13 protein-coding genes are annotated in these 16131 nt (G+C 62.4%); 10 read left to right on the top strand and 3 right to left on the bottom strand.

The genetic code is table 11. The annotated features are described in order from the left end of the window. Window positions 1-18: 18 nt before the first annotated feature. Window positions 19-483, bottom strand: coding sequence for an Lrp/AsnC family transcriptional regulator (locus QFZ40_RS03660; protein WP_373427385.1), 465 nt, complete (start codon window positions 481-483; stop codon window positions 19-21). Between the two features lie 160 nt (window positions 484-643). Between QFZ40_RS03660 and QFZ40_RS03665 the strand changes: the two genes are divergently transcribed. The 9 genes from QFZ40_RS03665 (at window position 644) to QFZ40_RS03705 (ending at window position 13216) form a co-directional block, all read left to right on the top strand. Beyond that, a complete protein-coding gene (locus QFZ40_RS03665; protein WP_306902909.1) occupies window positions 644-1861 on the top strand; it encodes a thiamine pyrophosphate-dependent dehydrogenase E1 component subunit alpha in 1218 nt (405 codons plus the stop codon). Beyond that, a complete protein-coding gene (locus QFZ40_RS03670; protein ID WP_306902910.1) occupies window positions 1858-2970 on the top strand; it encodes an alpha-ketoacid dehydrogenase subunit beta in 1113 nt (370 codons plus the stop codon). Before QFZ40_RS03665 ends, QFZ40_RS03670 begins: the two co-directional genes overlap by 4 nt. 2 nt (window positions 2971-2972) lie before the next feature. Then, complete coding sequence (locus QFZ40_RS03675; protein ID WP_306902911.1) at window positions 2973-4388, top strand: dihydrolipoamide acetyltransferase family protein; 1416 nt, start codon at window positions 2973-2975, stop codon at window positions 4386-4388. 362 nt (window positions 4389-4750) lie between these two features. Next, complete coding sequence (locus QFZ40_RS03680; RefSeq protein WP_306902913.1) at window positions 4751-5368, top strand: hypothetical protein; 618 nt, start codon at window positions 4751-4753, stop codon at window positions 5366-5368. Between the two features lie 835 nt (window positions 5369-6203). Further along, the gene (locus QFZ40_RS03685) at window positions 6204-6683 is read left to right on the top strand and encodes a glycoside hydrolase family 16 protein (protein ID WP_306902914.1); all 480 of its coding nucleotides are present in this window, start codon (window positions 6204-6206) and stop codon (window positions 6681-6683) included. A 250-nt stretch (window positions 6684-6933) separates the two neighbouring features. Continuing rightward, entirely contained in the window at window positions 6934-8331 is a 1398-nt protein-coding gene (locus QFZ40_RS03690) for an Nramp family divalent metal transporter (protein ID WP_306902915.1), read from the top strand. A gap of 355 nt (window positions 8332-8686) precedes the next feature. After that, window positions 8687-8851 carry a hypothetical protein gene (locus tag QFZ40_RS03695; RefSeq protein WP_306902916.1) on the top strand — a complete coding sequence of 55 codons (165 nt, stop codon included), beginning with the start codon at window positions 8687-8689 and terminating at the stop codon, window positions 8849-8851. 78 nt (window positions 8852-8929) lie between these two features. Continuing rightward, a complete protein-coding gene (locus QFZ40_RS03700) occupies window positions 8930-10171 on the top strand; it encodes a sensor histidine kinase (protein WP_306902917.1) in 1242 nt (413 codons plus the stop codon). Between the two features lie 426 nt (window positions 10172-10597). After that, the gene (locus QFZ40_RS03705; protein ID WP_306902918.1) at window positions 10598-13216 is read left to right on the top strand and encodes a glycoside hydrolase family 32 protein; all 2619 of its coding nucleotides are present in this window, start codon (window positions 10598-10600) and stop codon (window positions 13214-13216) included. A 66-nt stretch (window positions 13217-13282) separates the two neighbouring features. Here the strand turns inward: QFZ40_RS03705 and QFZ40_RS03710 are convergent, their stop codons facing one another. Both QFZ40_RS03710 and QFZ40_RS03715 read right to left on the bottom strand, forming a co-directional pair. Continuing rightward, entirely contained in the window at window positions 13283-13441 is a 159-nt protein-coding gene (locus QFZ40_RS03710) for a hypothetical protein (protein WP_306907015.1), read from the bottom strand. Window positions 13442-13547: 106 nt separating this feature from the next. Next, complete coding sequence (locus tag QFZ40_RS03715; protein WP_306902919.1) at window positions 13548-13991, bottom strand: hypothetical protein; 444 nt, start codon at window positions 13989-13991, stop codon at window positions 13548-13550. 437 nt (window positions 13992-14428) lie between these two features. Here QFZ40_RS03715 and QFZ40_RS03720 point away from each other — a divergent pair, with 437 nt between their 5' ends. Next, window positions 14429-16024, top strand: coding sequence for a glycoside hydrolase family 68 protein (locus QFZ40_RS03720; protein ID WP_306902920.1), 1596 nt, complete (start codon window positions 14429-14431; stop codon window positions 16022-16024). Window positions 16025-16131: the final 107 nt, after the last annotated feature.

The following is a 16131-nucleotide window of genomic DNA, read 5'->3' on the forward strand; positions in this document are numbered from 1 at the left end:
TAAAGGCCGCAGCGCAACTCATCGCGTATCAACATCCTCAAACACCAGAAACGTCTGCGTATCCAGCACCCCAGGCATTGATTGCAGTTGGTCAAAGATGACCCGCCGCAGGTCGATGTTGTCGATTGCCCGGACCAAGAGGATGACATCAAAGTCACCGCCCACCAAGGCGATGTGGTGCACCTCCGGAATGGCTCGCAGTTGCTCGCGCAGTTCCCGCCACGAGTGCTGGCTCACCTTGAGCGTGACGTAGGCGGAGGACTTGAGTCCGGCCTTGATGGGATCCACTATGGCAGTGAACTTGGTCAGTACGCCCTCGCCCGTCAACCGAGCAATCCGCGTGTAGGCATGAGCGCGCGAAATGTGGACGTTCTCCGCGACTTGGGTTACGGACATCCGGCCGTCCCGGGTGAGTTCCGAAATGATCCTTCGATCCACGTCATCCAGTGGTACTGGCTCAGCCTCTGACCCCGGTCTTGCCAATTTGTCCACAGCCCTTCGCCGTAATGAAGTTAAGGTTTACGATTCGTCTCCAAGAATAGGCCTACTGTTCGTCCTTCTCCACAATTTTGACAACTGCTGGATACGAAACGTCGGGCGGGGCGATACTGGGAGTGAATAGTGGCTACAGAAGGACGGACCAATGACGATCTCCGCAGACCACACTGCATCCGGCCACACAGAGCGGCCGGTTGATGCCGATCCCGTGGCTGAAGCCGTGCGTAAGTTCGGCATCTCGGTTGAGGACTACATGCTTCCCGCCAGGCACCAGATCCAGATGGTGGATCCGGACGGCCGGCTCAAACCCGAGGACGAGCAGGGAACAGAACCCGGCCACGAATACCCGCTGCCCGGCGACGACGAACTGATGGTAGCCTACGAGCAGCTCGTCGTCGGACGCCGGGTCAATGACCAGAACTCGGCGCTCGTCCGGCAGGGACGCATGGCAGTGTACCCGTCCAGCCACGGCCAGGAAGCCTGCCAGGTGGCGGCCGCGCTCTGCCTCTCCGGTGGCGACTGGATGTTCCCCACCTACCGCGACGCCGTCGCCGTGATGGCGCGCGGCGTTGATCCCGTGGAGGCGATGACGATCTTCCGTGGTGACTGGCACAGCGGGTTCGACCCCCTTAAGCACAAAGTGGGCATCCAGTGCACGCCCCTGACCACCCAGTTGCTCCATGCCGTGGGTGTGGCGCACGCGGCCAAGCTCCGTGGTGAAGACACCGTGGTGCTGGCAATGTGCGGCGACGGCGCCACCAGCGAGGGCGACTTCCACGAGGCCCTGAACTTCGCAGCCGTCTTCCACCTCCCGGTGATCTTCTTCGTCCAAAACAACAAGTACGCCATCTCGGTGCCGCTGGCACACCAGTCCGTGGCGCCGTCGCTCGCCCACAAGGCAGTGGGCTACGGTATGGCCGGCGAACGCGTGGACGGCAACGACGTCGTTGCGCTCCTCGCGGTCCTGGACCGGGCAGTGAAACTCGCCAGGGAAGGGTCCGGCCCCCTGCTGGTTGAAGCAAACACTTACCGCATGCAGGCCCACACCAACGCCGACGACGACACCCGCTACCGGGAGAACAGCGAAGTGGCCGAGTGGCGGGCAAAGGACCCCATCAGCCGGATGAAAACCTACCTGACGGACCGCGGCCTGCTGGACGGCCAGGTTGAGGCACGGATTCTTGAAAAGGCCGAAGCCGTAGCCACCCAACTGCGTGACGGGCTCAGCGAGGACGTACCGGTGGACCCGCAGGGCCTCTTCCGCCACGTCTTCGCCAAGCCCACACCCCAGCTGAAGGAACAGTCCGCCATGCTCGCCGACGAACTCGCCCGCGACGCAGCATCAGAGGAGGCCGAAAAGTGAGCCCCACCGTCACCACCTCGTCCGAAGCGAACGGTAACGTCAGCGCCGCCACCGCCCGGGCAGCCGCCTCGGCCGCCGCCACAGCAGAGGCAACCGGTCCACAGTCAATAACGATGGCAAAAGCCCTCAACACTGCTATGGCAGATGCCATGCATGCTGATGCTTCTGTCCTTGTTTTCGGCGAAGACGTGGGCTTGCTGGGCGGGGTCTTCCGTATCACGGACGGCCTGACCAAGACCTTCGGCGAGCAGCGCTGCTTTGACACTCCGCTGGCCGAGTCCGGCATCGTCGGCATGGCCGTGGGAATGGCGATGAACGGGATGCGCCCCGTAGTTGAGATGCAGTTCGATGCGTTCGCTTATCCTGCTTTCCAGCAGATCGTCAGCCACGTGGCGAAGATGCACAACCGCACCAGAGGCGCAGTCACACTGCCGATGGTCATCCGCGTTCCTTACGGCGGCGGGATCGGGGGAGTGGAGCACCACTGCGACTCCTCCGAGTCCTACTACGCCCACACGGCCGGCCTGAAGGTCTTCACCCCCGCCACAGTCGCCGATGCCTATCGCATGCTCCGTGAAGCCATCGACTCCGATGACCCGGTCATGTTCATGGAACCGAAGAAGCTCTACTGGTCCAAAGACTTGGTGGATCTCGATGAGCTGCGCGCCCAGCACTCCGCCAACGGGGAAGCCGGCACATCCTCGGAAGGCCGTGCCGCCGTCGCACGTCCCGGAACTGATGCAACACTCATCGCCTACGGACCGTCCGTGCCGACGGCGCTCGCTGCTGCCGCTGCGGCCGCCGAAGAGGGACGGTCGCTGGAAGTCATCGACGTCAGAACGCTCGTTCCCTTCGACGACGAAACCGTGGCTGCCTCCGTCAACAAGACAGGGCGGGCGGTAGTGATCGCGGAAGCGCACGGCTTCGCGTCCGTATCCTCGGAGATCGTGGCAAGGGTCCAGGAACGCTGCTTCCACTACCTGGCAGCCCCGATCCGGCGCGTGACAGGGTTCGACGTCCCGTACCCTGCGCCTAAGCTCGAGCACTACTACCTGCCCGGCGTGGACCGCATCCTCGACGCCGTAGACGACCTCCAGTGGGAAGACTGACCATGACCGAAACAAAAGTATTCATGCTGCCGGACCTCGGTGAAGGCCTGACAGAAGCCGAACTCGTGAACTGGCTGGTCTCGGTAGGGGATGAGATCCGCGTGGACCAGCCAATCGCCGAAGTCGAGACGGCCAAATCGATGGTGGAGGTACCGTCGCCCTACGCCGGGACAGTGACCGAACTGCACGGCGAGCCCGGGCAGACGCTGGATGTTGGCAAACCACTGATCTCTGTTGCTCCCGCAGGTGCTCCGGCGGTTGAACCCGTGGAGATGGCCGCCAACATCTACCGGGAAGAAGAGAAAGCCGGGTCAGGCAGTGTGCTGATCGGGTACGGGACCCCTGCCGGTGGCGCAGCAGCCCGACGGAGCAGGGCGCCCAGGCGCGCTGCCGGCTCAACGGCAGCCGGAGGGCCCGTCGCGCCGCCGGAGGGGTCTATTTCCGAAGTTTCCGACGCAGACAAGGCGGCCGACGACCTTCTGCTCATGCGCACCCGGGTCCCCGGCAGGCTGGGTGCCGTCATCTCACCCCTCGTCAGGCGGATGGCGCGGGAGCATGGTGTGGATCTTGGCGGGATCCACGGATCCGGGGAGAGCGGCCTGATCATGCGCAGGGACGTCGAAGCCGTGATCTCGGCGCCCGCGACCAGGGAAGAAGAACGCACCGGCACAGAAGCTTCTGTCCGGCAGGGTTCCACTGACTCCCGGACCGGCCTGGCTATCTCATCGCGAACGCCTCTCAAGGGTGTCCGCAAAGCCGTGGCCGCAAACATGTCCCGGAGCCGCACCGAGATTCCGGAAGCTACCGTCTGGGTCGACGTTGACGCCACTGCCCTTGTGGAGCTTCGCGCCGGCCTAAAGAAGAGCGGCACCCCCGCCCCCGGCCTGCTCGCCTTCATCGCCCGCTTTGTTACCGCCGGGCTGAAGAAATACCCGGAGCTGAACACTCGGATTGAAACCTCTTCGGACGGCTCCCAGGAGATCGTCGCGTTCGAGGGCATTAATCTGGGCTTTGCGGCTCAAACGGATCGCGGGCTGGTGGTGCCGTCCATAGGGTCGGCTGAGAAGCTCAGCGCCCGTGAGCTGGATGAAGAGATCCGCCGGTTGACCGCTGTTGCCCGCGAGGGGAAAGCCACTCCGACTGAACTCGGCAGCGGTACTTTTACGCTCAATAACTACGGTGTCTTTGGGGTGGACGGTTCGGCGGCGATCATCAATCATCCTGAGGTGGCCATACTCGGGGTTGGCCGAATTATCGACAGGCCGTGGGTTGTGGAGGGTTCACTGGCCGTTCGCAAGGTCACTGAACTGACGCTCACATTCGATCACCGCGTATGTGATGGCGGGACGGCCGCTGGGTTCCTGAGGTTTGTCGCGGATGCAGTTGAAAAGCCAGTCCAACTGATTGCCGACATTTGAGGATACCCTCGCGACAACATAATGAGGATTGCCAGCCTGCTGCCACTGAGTAGTCCCAGGTTCAAAGACAGGTACAGGTTACTCGGGCATACACTCTTCCCTTCAACCTAGCGTTAGAAAATGCATCGTAAAGTGGACGGGAATGAGCAAGTACCTAAACGCCAACAGCCAACGGACGACGAGATTCAGGGTCTCCTTGCCATAATTTCGGCGGATCCAAGAGTGACCCGGGTAAGGGTGGTGAGACCTTTGCCGAGCTTCCGGGAGTGTCTGCGCCGTCTCGGGGATATTCCAAACAGAATTACTAGCAGAAGAAGCTCCTGCTAGGACGAAAATTGCGTTATTCAGTTTGGGCGTCCGGGATGCCAATCACCGGCGCCGTCCTGGTGGCCGTGGGCCTGGTGCTGCTCTCCACGCTCACGCCCGAATCCCCGCTCTGGGAAATCTGCGTCTACCTGGGCGTGATGGGACTGGGGCTGGGCCTGAGCATGCAGATCCTGGTCCTCATCGTCCAGAACTCCTTCCCGCTACGCGAAGTGGGCACCGCGACGGCGTCGAACAACTTCTTCCGCCAGATCGGCGCCACCCTCGGGTCGGCAGTGGTGGGAAGCCTCTTCGCCAGCAGGCTGGCTGAGCTTCTTGCCAGGCGGCTGCCCGCCGGAGCAACGGCGGGCGCCGGAGGATCGGACTCCTTCACGCCCGCCCTGGTCAACAAACTGCCGGACGAGATCAAAGACCTGGTCATCGACTCCTACAACGACGCCCTGGCGCCCATCTTCATCTGGATGGTTCCCCTGGCACTGCTCGCCACCACCGTGCTGTTCTTCATCAAGGAAAAACCCCTGGCCTCCGCCGTCGAACACGACGTGCTGTCCGAGTCGATCGCCGAAGGCAACATCCTGATAACCTCCGACGACGACGACGAGCCGGCTGCCGCTGTGGGAGGAGAAGGCGGGCTGAGACGAAGTGCTGACCGGTGAAAACAGGTACCGCTGATAGCCGTACGTAGGCAAAACCCGGAAAAGTTGAGTACCCCGTACTCATGACCGGCCGCGCCTCCGCTCATATCATGAACCGAATGAGGGGATGACGCCGTCGTGCAGCGCTCTTGCCCGAGGTCTCCTGCCGCACCATGCATGGGAGGACAACTTTGCCAGCAGCCGTCCGGAACTGGCCCGCTTGGTGGACCGCCGCGGTAAAATGCACTAACTCCTTTTTGGACGGAGTGACACATTGGAGACAATCAAGCGGCTAGCGCGGATTCGCGTCCTCGTTCTGACAATTGCTTTGTCCGCTCTCGTGTGCGGCACGCTCATCGTTGCTTCATATTCAGCCCCGGCCCCAGGCGCTGAAACGGAGGGCAGGGACACGGTCAGCCCTGCGCCAGGCTCTGAACAGCCAACTACGGCCACTCCGTCTCCAGCAACCGAGACGCCGTCTCCAACGACTGAAGCTCCTGCTCCAACGTCCGAGGCTCCTTCTCCGGCCTCCCAGGCTCCTTCTCCAGCATCCGAAGCTCCTTCTCCAGCGGCCCAGGTTCCGTCTCCACTCTCCCAGGCCATACCGATCGGCAACCTGCCTGGTTGGAGACAGGTCTTCGCAGAGGACTTCACGGCGGGAAATGTGGCCATTGGCGGCTTTCCAGGCCCCGCCTACAGCGCGAGATGGAGTCAGAACTACGCTGATGGCACACCGGATACAGCTGCTCAACAGCAAAAAAAGGGCGAGAGAACGTCCGGCTATTACCCCTCGAAGGTCTTGAGTATCCATGACGGCGTTTTGGACATGTATCTGCACTCGGAAAACGGCATCGCAATGACTGCAGCACCGAGTCCCATAGTTGGGGGAGCCACTCAGTCGCCCTACAACAGCCAAACGTACGGGCGCTACTCTGTGCGCTTTAAGGCCGACCCTTTGGCGGGATACAAATTGGCGTGGCTGCTTTGGCCTGACAGCAAGCAGTGGCCGCAGGACGGGGAGATCGATTATCCGGAAGGGGACCTGTCAAAGGTCATCTACGCCGCCGTGCATGGCGTGGTGGGGGGAATACACGAGGATGATGTCCTTCGCCCCAATGTCCCATACGGGGACTGGCACATAGCCACCACTGAGTGGAGTCCCGGGGGCATCGAGTTCTTCCTCGATGGAAAATCGATCGGTGTTTCTACTAAGTTCATACCGACCAAGCCAATGCACTACATCATGCAGACCGAGTCCTGCTCGCCGTCCTGTCCGCTGCCCGGAACCAGTGGCCACGTTTACGTTGATTGGCTCGCTATATGGACCAGGGAATAGCTGCGGACCATCCCTGAGCCTGTCCCCGTCGACCTGTGAAAAGTGTAGACGCCCTCCATCAAGGTCAGGCCAACCATGTCCCCGGCCACAGTCGCCGTCAGAGGCGCCGCCCAGCACATCGTTGTAGGCGATGGTCACATCATCCTGTGCCTGCCCGGCAGCGGCGAACGCCGGCAACTCTAACCGGGGCGCAAGCAGAAATAGTATGCTTGCTTATTATTTTCCAGGGTGGAGAGCCAGGAGGCACCATTTGAGCACCGAAGAAGCCGTCGAACCCGAAGCGTCGACCACCGGCACCGCAGAGGGCCAGGCGGGGCACCAAGGCAACGGAGAACCTCCGGCCCAAGTGGAGAAAGCGGCCCCATGGCGGAGGTTGCTGGGACTGCTCGGACCAGGTTTGGTGACGGGAGCGGCCGACGACGACCCGTCCGGAATCGCCACCTACGCCCAGGCCGGCGCCACGTTCTCCAACGGCATGCTCTGGACAGCACCGGCCACCCTGCCCATGATGATGGCCGTCCAGGAGATCTGCGACCGGACGGCATTGGCCACCGGGGACAGTCTGGGCGCCCTTGCCCGCCGGAAGTTCTCCCGCAAGCCCCGCGTGGTGATCGCGATCCTGATCGTCGCGCTGCTTGCAGCCAACACGCTCAATGCAGCGGCAGACCTGATGGCGATCGGGCAGGGCATGGAGCTGCTGGGTGCGGGCCCGGACCACGTCTGGAGCGCCGTCGCTGGCATCGGGATCGCCTTCGTCCTGGTGGCGGGCGGCTTCACCGTCATCGCCAAGGTCTTCAAGTGGCTGTGCCTGGCGCTGCTCACCTACGTGGCAGTTCTCTTCGTCGCGAAGGTCGACTGGGCCGACGTCGTGACCGGACTGCTGGGACTGCAGTTCCGGTTCAGCCCGGACTACCTGGGCCTGATCGTGGCGGTCCTCGGCACCACCATCTCCCCCTACCTGTTCTTCTGGCAGAGCGCACACCGGGTGGAGGAGCTCCGGTCCGAAGACCGCGGCGGGGACGACGCCATCGGACTGAGGCAGCGGGACCAGGCCGCCGCGGCCCGGAAGCTGCGCAACGCACGCGCCGACGTGTTCATCGGCATGTTCTTCTCCGTGATGGTCATGTTCGCCATCATGGCCGCAACGGCAGCGACCCTGGGAAAGGACGGCACGGACGTCAAGTCAGCGTCCGATGCAGCCAAGGCCTTGGAGCCCATTGTCGGCCCTGCAGCGAAGTACCTGTTCGCGGCCGGCTTCATCGGCTCTGGCATCCTGGCCGTCCCCGTTCTCGTCGCCTCAGGTTCCGCAGGGCTCGCCGGGCTCCTCGGCAAAAACTGGGGCTTTGACCGGCGGCCCGGCAACGCCCGCACGTTCTACATACTGCTGGGTATTGGCACTCTCGGGGGAGTGCTGATCAGCTTCTTCTCCTCGGACCCGATCGGGCTGCTGATCTTCAGTGCCATCATCAACGGCGTCGCGGCGGCACCCTTCCTGATCGTGACCATGCTGATCTCAAGGGACAAGGAGATCATGGGCGAATACCGCAACGGCAGGCTCGCGGCCACCCTGGGCTGGTCCACCACGGCAATTATGGTGGTGGCCGGAGGCATCGGCATTTACACCACCATCACAGGCGCCGGCAGCTGAACTGGCAGTGGTTCAATGCCGGCCGCTTGATTTAGTGCCGACCCCTTTACAGGCCGGGGCCCGGGTTATTAAAGTCAGTTCTTGTCATAGTCCGGATGGGCGCCGGGGGGCGTCCGGGAAGGGGGAGTGCATCACCGCTGACCAATATCGGAAGACAATTGACCACTACGTTGAGGGCCCCTCTTGGGAGGGGCCTTCCCCATGTGATCCTGCACCCACATTCGCTAGACACCTCTTACACATCGCCTGCAAACGGCCTGTTTGGGCCGCTTGTTTGGATGGGGCAGCGGCCGTAAGATCAGTCATCCGCCGCAGGCAATCCGCATCGCATTCTGCATTTGGAGGGTGGAACAGCATGAGAACACTCATTTGGGTCCTTGTCACCTTGGCACTTATTGCCATCATCGTCGGCGCGGTAGTGAAGGTCCTGGCCTTCCTCCTGTGGATCGCGCCGATCCTGGTAGCAGTAGCCATCGCGCTGTTCGTGATGAACCGGACAGGCGACCGCCGGATCCCCTGACGGCGCGGCTTCGCAGGAAACGCGCAGGATCTCCACAAAAAAAGCCCTCTGCGTCCGCCGGTCTGCAATGCTGTATCGATGCGGACGACAGGCGGCAGCGTTTTGACGGTGAATGAACGGGTGCGGGACGCCGTGCTGGCAGGGGTAGGACTTCCCGTCCCTGCCGGCCCGGGTGCACTGGTTGCACTTCCCATGGGGTCCGAGCGTTTGCAAAATCTGGTGGAGCTAGCCCGGACAGTCTGCGAGCAGCCCGTGACAGCGATCAACATCATCACCGAGGACCTGCAGTACCAGGTGGCTTCAGCCGGTATGGAACCGTATATGTGCTCCCGGGAAGACTCGATGTGTGCCGTGAATTTCCTCAGCGGCAGGCCCACGGTTCTCGAAGACGCCTCGCTGGATCCCCGGTACAGCAACAACCCCTTCGTTGACGGGCGCCGTGGCAGCATCAGGTTTTACGCCTCAGTGCCGCTGGTTACCGACGACGGCTTTGTCCTGGGCACGCTCTGTGCCGGTGCCCGCGAAACCGGGCAGCTCAGCGATCCCCAGCTACGCGGCCTGCAAATCCTTGCCGCCCAGATCGTCGACGTACTGGAACTCGAACACCGCGCACGGGAACTTGCCGACGCCCTGGGCGAGGCGCAGCGGAGCAACGGGCTGCTGGCCGAGTTTGCAGGCCGCATCAGCCATGACCTCCGCAACCCGCTGACCTCAATCCTGGGCTACGCCGAGCTGGGCGAACTGGGGGCCGAGGACGGCCACAGCGTCGACGCCGTCGAATACTTCCGGATCGTCGGCAACACCGGACGCCGCATGCTCTCCATGGTGGAGGACGTTCTTGCCTTCTCCACCACCGGTGGTGACCTGCGCCCAGCCCGGCTCTCCCTGTCCTCTATGGTGACCGACGTCGTCAGTGACCTGGGCGCGGCCGTGGAGGAGTCCGGGGCCGTTATCGAATGTGCCGAGCTGAAGTTCCTCGCCGACCCCGTGCAGATGCGGGTCCTGCTGCAGAACCTCATCCACAACGCCATCGCGTACCGCCGCCCGGGCATCCCGCCGGTCATCCGCATCGCCGCGCAACGCGGCGACGGGGGAGCGGTCCTGCGGGTAACGGACAACGGCAAAGGCATCGCCGCTGCGGACCGCGAACGGGTCCTGGACCCCCTGGTCCGCCTGCACCGCGCGGGTGACCCGCCAGGATCCGGACTGGGCCTGGCTACCTGCGCCCGGATAGCCGCCGCCTTCGGTGGCCGGCTGGAGATCGGCTCCGTGCCAGGCGCCGGAACCATGGTGACCGTGCACCTCGGCCCTGAGAGCTGAAGCCTGCCAGGTAAGACCTCACAGCAAGACCAGTCAGCCAAGGTCCTGACCGCTGGAGCTGACTGCTCTCCTGACCGCCAAGGGCGTCAGCCCCGCCGGCCTTCCCCAGCTCTCCATAGACCCGACGTCGGCCGGTCAGTGAGCCGCCGTCGTCGGCCGTTTGCTTCCTGCAGGGCGGGGCCGTCAACGCTTCCGGACACCAGGAAATCTCCCGCGCGGCATGCAAACTGTTTGCTTCCTATGCAAACTGTTTGGATCCGTTGACTTGTCTGATGGACAAACCATAAGTTCCGTATGACAACGTTGTCTACGCTGTGGTGGATCCGGCGCATAACGCGCAGGAACTGGGGTGATGGGGCCCTGCAAAACCCTCCGAACGACAACCGGCATTACCTGCCTGTCACTGCCGACATGAAAGGTGAATACGTGCGCCGCACAGATTCCGGTTCCATACCAAGCTCGAAAAGACGCTTAAACGCCACGATCCTCGCGGCGGTGGTCGCCTCGGGGTGCGGCCTTCCGCTGTCCGCTCCGGCTTTGGCCGCGGACACCTCCGGCGGGGCATCAACCGCCCCCGGAACGGCCGGGACGTCCTCGCCCTACTCCGAGACATACCGTCCCCAGTTCCACTTCACGCCCGCCAAGAACTGGATGAACGACCCGAACGGCCTGGTGTACTACCAGGGCGAGTACCACATGTTCTTCCAGTACAACCCCTCCGGCGATACCTGGGGCAACATGTCCTGGGGCCATGCCGTCAGCACCGACCTGGTGCACTGGACGGAGCTTCCGCTGGCGATACCGCAGGATGACAAGGACATGATCTTCTCCGGCAGCGCGGTCATTGACAAGGACAACACCACAGGCTTCGGCCGGCCGGGCAACCCTGCCATGGTGGCCATCTACACCGCGGCCGACAAAGCAACCGGAAAGCAGTCCCAGGCACTTGCATACAGCACGGACAAGGGACGGACGTTCACCAAATACGCCGGGAACCCCGTGCTGGATATCGGCTCAAACAATTTCAGGGACCCGAAAGTCTTCTGGTACGAGGCCGGACATGAGTGGCTGATGTCTGCAGCGTTGTCGGACCAGCACAAGGTGGCTTTCTACAGCTCTCCCGACCTGAAAACCTGGACCCACCTCAGTGATTTCGGACCTGCCGGTGCCACCGGCGGCGCCTGGGAATGCCCCGATCTGTTCCCCTTGCCGGACCCGGCCAACCCCGGCAAACAGAAGTGGGTACTGATGGTCAACATCAGCCCCGGCGGGATCGCCGGAGGCTCAGGCGTCCAGTACTTCACCGGAAACTTCGACGGCACCACCTTCACCTCTGATGACAAGCCCTACATCCCGCCGGCCGGGGCCTCCGTGGGGAGCTTCGATGACGGAAGCTTCGATGGCTGGCAGGCCACCGGGGCTGCCTTCGGCACCGCGCCCGCCACGGGAAACCTGCCGGGTCAGGGCGGAGTCAGCGGCTGGGTGGGAACCGGCTTAGCCAACAGTTTCAACGGCGGGGACGCTTCCACCGGAACACTGACGTCCCCCGATTTCGCGATCAACCGCAGCCATCTCAACTTCCTCGCGGGTGGCGGCAACCATCCGTACGTCCCCGGCTCGGTCACGGGCAACACCCTTCCGGCCGGCACCACGTTCGCGGACTTCGAGGGTGCCACATACGGCACTGGCTGGCAGGCAACCGGCGACTTCACCGGGACCGGTCCCGCCGCGGGGACGCTGGCGAACCAGCAGCAGGTCAGCGGCTATCAGGGCAGCCAACTGATCAACACATACATCAACGGCGACATCAGCACCGGGACCATCTCCTCACCGTCTTTCACGGTTTCCAGCAAGTACATCAACCTGCTCGTGGGCGGAGGCGACCATCCCTGGGGGGCCGCAAATCCTACTTCAGTGAATCTTGTGGTTGACGGCAAGGTCGTTCAGACAGCCACCGGCCAGAACAGCGAATCCCTGAACACCGTTGCATGGGACGTGAGCGCCTATCAGGGCAAAACGGCGTCCATCCAGGTTGTGGACCAGAATTCGAGCGGCTGGGGACACATCCTGGCGGACCAGGTCACGTTTGCCGACCAGCCCGTCGCGCTCCGGGCGACCGACACCTCCGTGAAGCTCGTCGTCGACGGACAGGTGGTGCGCAGCGCCACAGGCCATGACAGCGAAACCCTGGACTGGAACAGCTGGGACCTCAGCGACATCCAAGGAAAAACCGGACACGTCGAAATCACCGACAACAACACCGGCGGCTGGGGGCACGTCACGGCCGACCAGTTCAATCTCTCCGACACAGCTGCCCAGTCCTCAGTCCAGCGCGCCCACTGGGCCGACTACGGCAAGGACAACTACGCCGGCGTCACCTTCAACGACGCGCCCGGCGGCAAGCGGATCATGATCGGCTGGATGAACAACTGGGACTACTCAGGCTCCATTCCCACCTCACCATGGCGCAGCGCCATGACGGTACCGCGGGAGCTGTCCCTCCAGACCGTCGACGGCGCACCGCGCCTGGCGCAGACGTCGGTTAACCAGCTCAGCCAGCTCACCACAGGGCCCTCCCTGCACAAGGAGAAAATGCCCGTCCCCGCCGGAAGCACCGTCCTGCCGGCCACCGGGAAGGCCATGGACATCACGGCCTCCTTCGCTGCCGGCACTGCCAGCTCCTACGGGCTGAAAGTCCGCACCGGCTCCGGCCAGGAAACGCTCATCGGCTATGAGAACAAAGCCGGACAGGTGTACATCGACCGAACCAAGTCCGGCGCGGCGGGATTCAGCTCCAGCTTCCCGGGAGTCCAAACGGCGGCGTTGAAAGCAACCGGGGGAGCGGTCACCCTGCACATCCTTGTCGACTGGTCCTCGGTGGAAGTCTTCACCGACGATGGAAAGATCGTCCTGACCGACCAGATCTTCCCGGACCCGTCCAGCCAGGGCATTGAGGCCTACTCCAATGGAGGAAACGCTGTCCTCACCTCTTTGGACGTCAAGCAGATGCAGTCCGCCTGGCCGTCCGGTAGTCCCAAGCAATAGGGGCTGATCCACCGGTCAAACAGCGGCGCCCGCAACTTCACTGTTGCGGGCGCCGTTGCCGTTACTTTATGGCGCGCTGCCGCCGGTTTCGTGAAGGGCCGTTCCGACGGCGGCATCAGGCTCCTGCCCTTGGCTGGCGCCTTGGCTGGCCGCCCAGCTGGCGAGGAGCCGGAGGCGTTCCTCGGAGGGTGAGCCCGGCTCTGCCGTGTAGACCAGGAGAGACACGTCAGGCTCCCTCGGGAGACTTCCGCACGGGGAACACTGTCATTCAATCAACATCGAACCGGTCCGATCACGTTCAAAGTGGCAAATACCGCGATCCTTCTGCCTCCTACTGCCCTGTGTAAATGACCGTGCCGCCCAGCTTCTTCTGAATGAGTTTCGGATCAACGGTTACTACAGTCCAGTTCTTGCCGACATTGATTGAGAGTCCGCCGATGGGCTTCCACAAATCCAGCTGTGACTTCAAAGATGCATCATTTGCATAGACAGCCAAAGACAAGCCCTCGCCGCAGCTTCCCGAAGAAGCTGAGTATTTGGCGTCGTTGTGCAAGATCAGCTCCGGGCATAGCCAGCCAGCGAGTTCAACAGCGTCCTTCAAGTCGCCAAGAGTTTCATACCTACCGCCATCTTCTGGCGGCCTGACATCGGAAGTAGAACATGACGCCAGGGCGAGAGCAATGCTGGCTGCGGCAGCGCCAAAACTAAGTCGGTGCTTCATATCTGTTCCCCAATCAGAAAGCTTTCCGTTGTTCCAGCTTATGGCCACTGCCACCGTTCTGAGCGGACTCGATTATTTTCCTGGACATCGCCGAAAAGTGTGGTCCAAGGAGAGCCCTTTCAGAACGTTTTGTATTTGTGCAAGGCACTTTGGCATGGAGCGCTTCCTTCTATTTTTTGAAATATTTGACCCTCTCCACCTTTTTGTGCAACGCGCGTAGGGATAGTCGGAGCAAGCGCTTACACTTCTCGTCCGCGCAGCCGATCTGGCCGTCGTAAAAAGGTTTGAAAGCCAAAGCGAAGCATGCTTAGGGTGTTCAGGGCCGCAGCACAGGAAACCCCAAGCGGCCCATGTTAGGGGCCAACAGTCCCTTCTCACCCAAAACGAAGGCGTCCCTGAGATAGCTGTTAGTTCAAGGGGTAGCCGGAGTTTTGGACCGGGCGTCCGCCCATCTTCCACGAATAGTTTCAAACTCCTCGAGAAGAGAAAATATGCACAAGCACCCCAACCAACCCCGAATGCTGCGGAAGCGCTCAGCCGCTGCGACGGTGGCGGCGGCTCTTGCCGTCACTACATTCCTGGCCGTGCCATCGGCACAGGCGAATGAACCGTCGGACCCGCCTGAAAGCCAGCAAATGCCGGCGCCGACCCCCGGTTTCCCGCTCCCCACCGAGCACACCCAGCAGGCCCATGACCCGGCGTCGGACTTCACCTCCAAGTGGACCCGCGCGGACGCCAAGCAGATCATGGCGCAGAGCGATTCCAAGGTGGCTCCGGGAGAAAATTCCATGAGCCCGTCCGTCACGATGCCCGAAATCCCCGAAGATTTTCCCACTATGAATGACGACGTCTGGGTCTGGGACACCTGGTCCCTCACCGACGAAAACGCGAACCAGATCAGCTACAAGGGTTACGACGTGATCTTCTCGCTGGTTGCGGACCGGCACGCCGGCTACGGCTTTGACCAGCGCCACTGGAATGCCCGCATCGGATACTTCTTCCGCAAGACCAATGCCGATCCTGCCAAGGACAAGTGGAACTACGGCGGCCATCTGTTTGTTGATGGTTCCTCCATCGGCAACACCGAATGGTCAGGTTCCACCCGGCTGATGCAGGGCAACCACGTCAACGTCTTCTACACCGCCACCACGTTCTCAGACGTGGCTGCGCGCAACGCAGGCGGAGGGGGTGCCCCGCCTGACGCCGCCATCGCCAAGGCCATGGGCAACATCCACGCCGATGAGAACGGCGTCACCTTTGACGGCTTCCAGCACACCAAGCTGCTCGAGCCGGACGGCAAGATGTACCAGAACAAGGACCAGAACCCCGGCTTCGCCTTCCGAGACCCCTACACCTTCGAGGATCCGGCACACCCGGGCAAGACCTTCATGGTCTTCGAGGGAAACACCGGCGGCACCCGCGGCGAATACCGCTGCAAGGAAGAGGACCTGGGTTACAAGCCGGGCGACCCGAACGCCGAAAGCCTGGACCAGGTCAACAACACCGGTGCCTGGTACCAGACCGCCAACGTTGGACTCGCGGTGGCGGACAACAAGGACCTGACCAAGTGGTCCTTCCTGCCTCCGCTCCTGTCGGCAAACTGCGTCAATGACCAGACCGAGCGTCCGCAGATCTTCATCCAGAACGAAGGCGGCAAGAACAAGTACTATCTGTTCACCATTAGCCACCAGTTCACCTATGCCGCAGGGATGCGCGGCCCCGACGGCGTCTATGGCTTCGTCGGCGACGGCGTCCGTTCCGACTACCAGCCGATGAACAACAGCGGCCTGGCCCTGGGCTCTCCGACCGACCTTAACCTGCCGTCCGAATCGCCGGAAGCGCCCACTCCGCAGCAGAACGGCCGGCAGTTCCAGGCCTACTCGCACTACGTGCAGCCCGGCGGCTTGGTGCAGTCCTTCATCGACAACGTCAACGGCGTTCGCGGCGGGTCACTTTCTCCCACCGTGAAGATCAACTTCCGCAACGGAATCTCCGAAGTTGACCGCAGCTTCGGCCAGAACGGCCTCGGCCCGTACGGCTACCTTCCCACCAACGTCCGCGTCGGTGGCGAAGGACACTACAAGTAATCGATATTTCCGGGTTGCAGCCGCTTGATGCTGTGGCAACCTGAAATGTAGCAAGCGGGGGCGCCGGATACGGCGTCCCCGCTCCTTTGCCCGTATCCGGTCCTATC

Source organism: Arthrobacter pascens (assembly GCF_030816475.1).
GTDB classification, from domain to species: domain Bacteria; phylum Actinomycetota; class Actinomycetes; order Actinomycetales; family Micrococcaceae; genus Arthrobacter; species Arthrobacter pascens_B.

Coding starts and splice junctions, on each gene's coding strand:
- QFZ40_RS03700 (WP_306902917.1), top strand. CDS start 8,930: ATGCGGACGACAGGCGGCAGCGTTTTGACGGTGAATGAACGGGTGCGG.
- QFZ40_RS03680 (WP_306902913.1), top strand. CDS start 4,751: ATGCCAATCACCGGCGCCGTCCTGGTGGCCGTGGGCCTGGTGCTGCTC.
- QFZ40_RS03665 (WP_306902909.1), top strand. CDS start 644: ATGACGATCTCCGCAGACCACACTGCATCCGGCCACACAGAGCGGCCG.
- QFZ40_RS03695 (WP_306902916.1), top strand. CDS start 8,687: ATGAGAACACTCATTTGGGTCCTTGTCACCTTGGCACTTATTGCCATC.
- QFZ40_RS03720 (WP_306902920.1), top strand. CDS start 14,429: ATGCACAAGCACCCCAACCAACCCCGAATGCTGCGGAAGCGCTCAGCC.
- QFZ40_RS03675 (WP_306902911.1), top strand. CDS start 2,973: ATGACCGAAACAAAAGTATTCATGCTGCCGGACCTCGGTGAAGGCCTG.
- QFZ40_RS03685 (WP_306902914.1), top strand. CDS start 6,204: ATGACTGCAGCACCGAGTCCCATAGTTGGGGGAGCCACTCAGTCGCCC.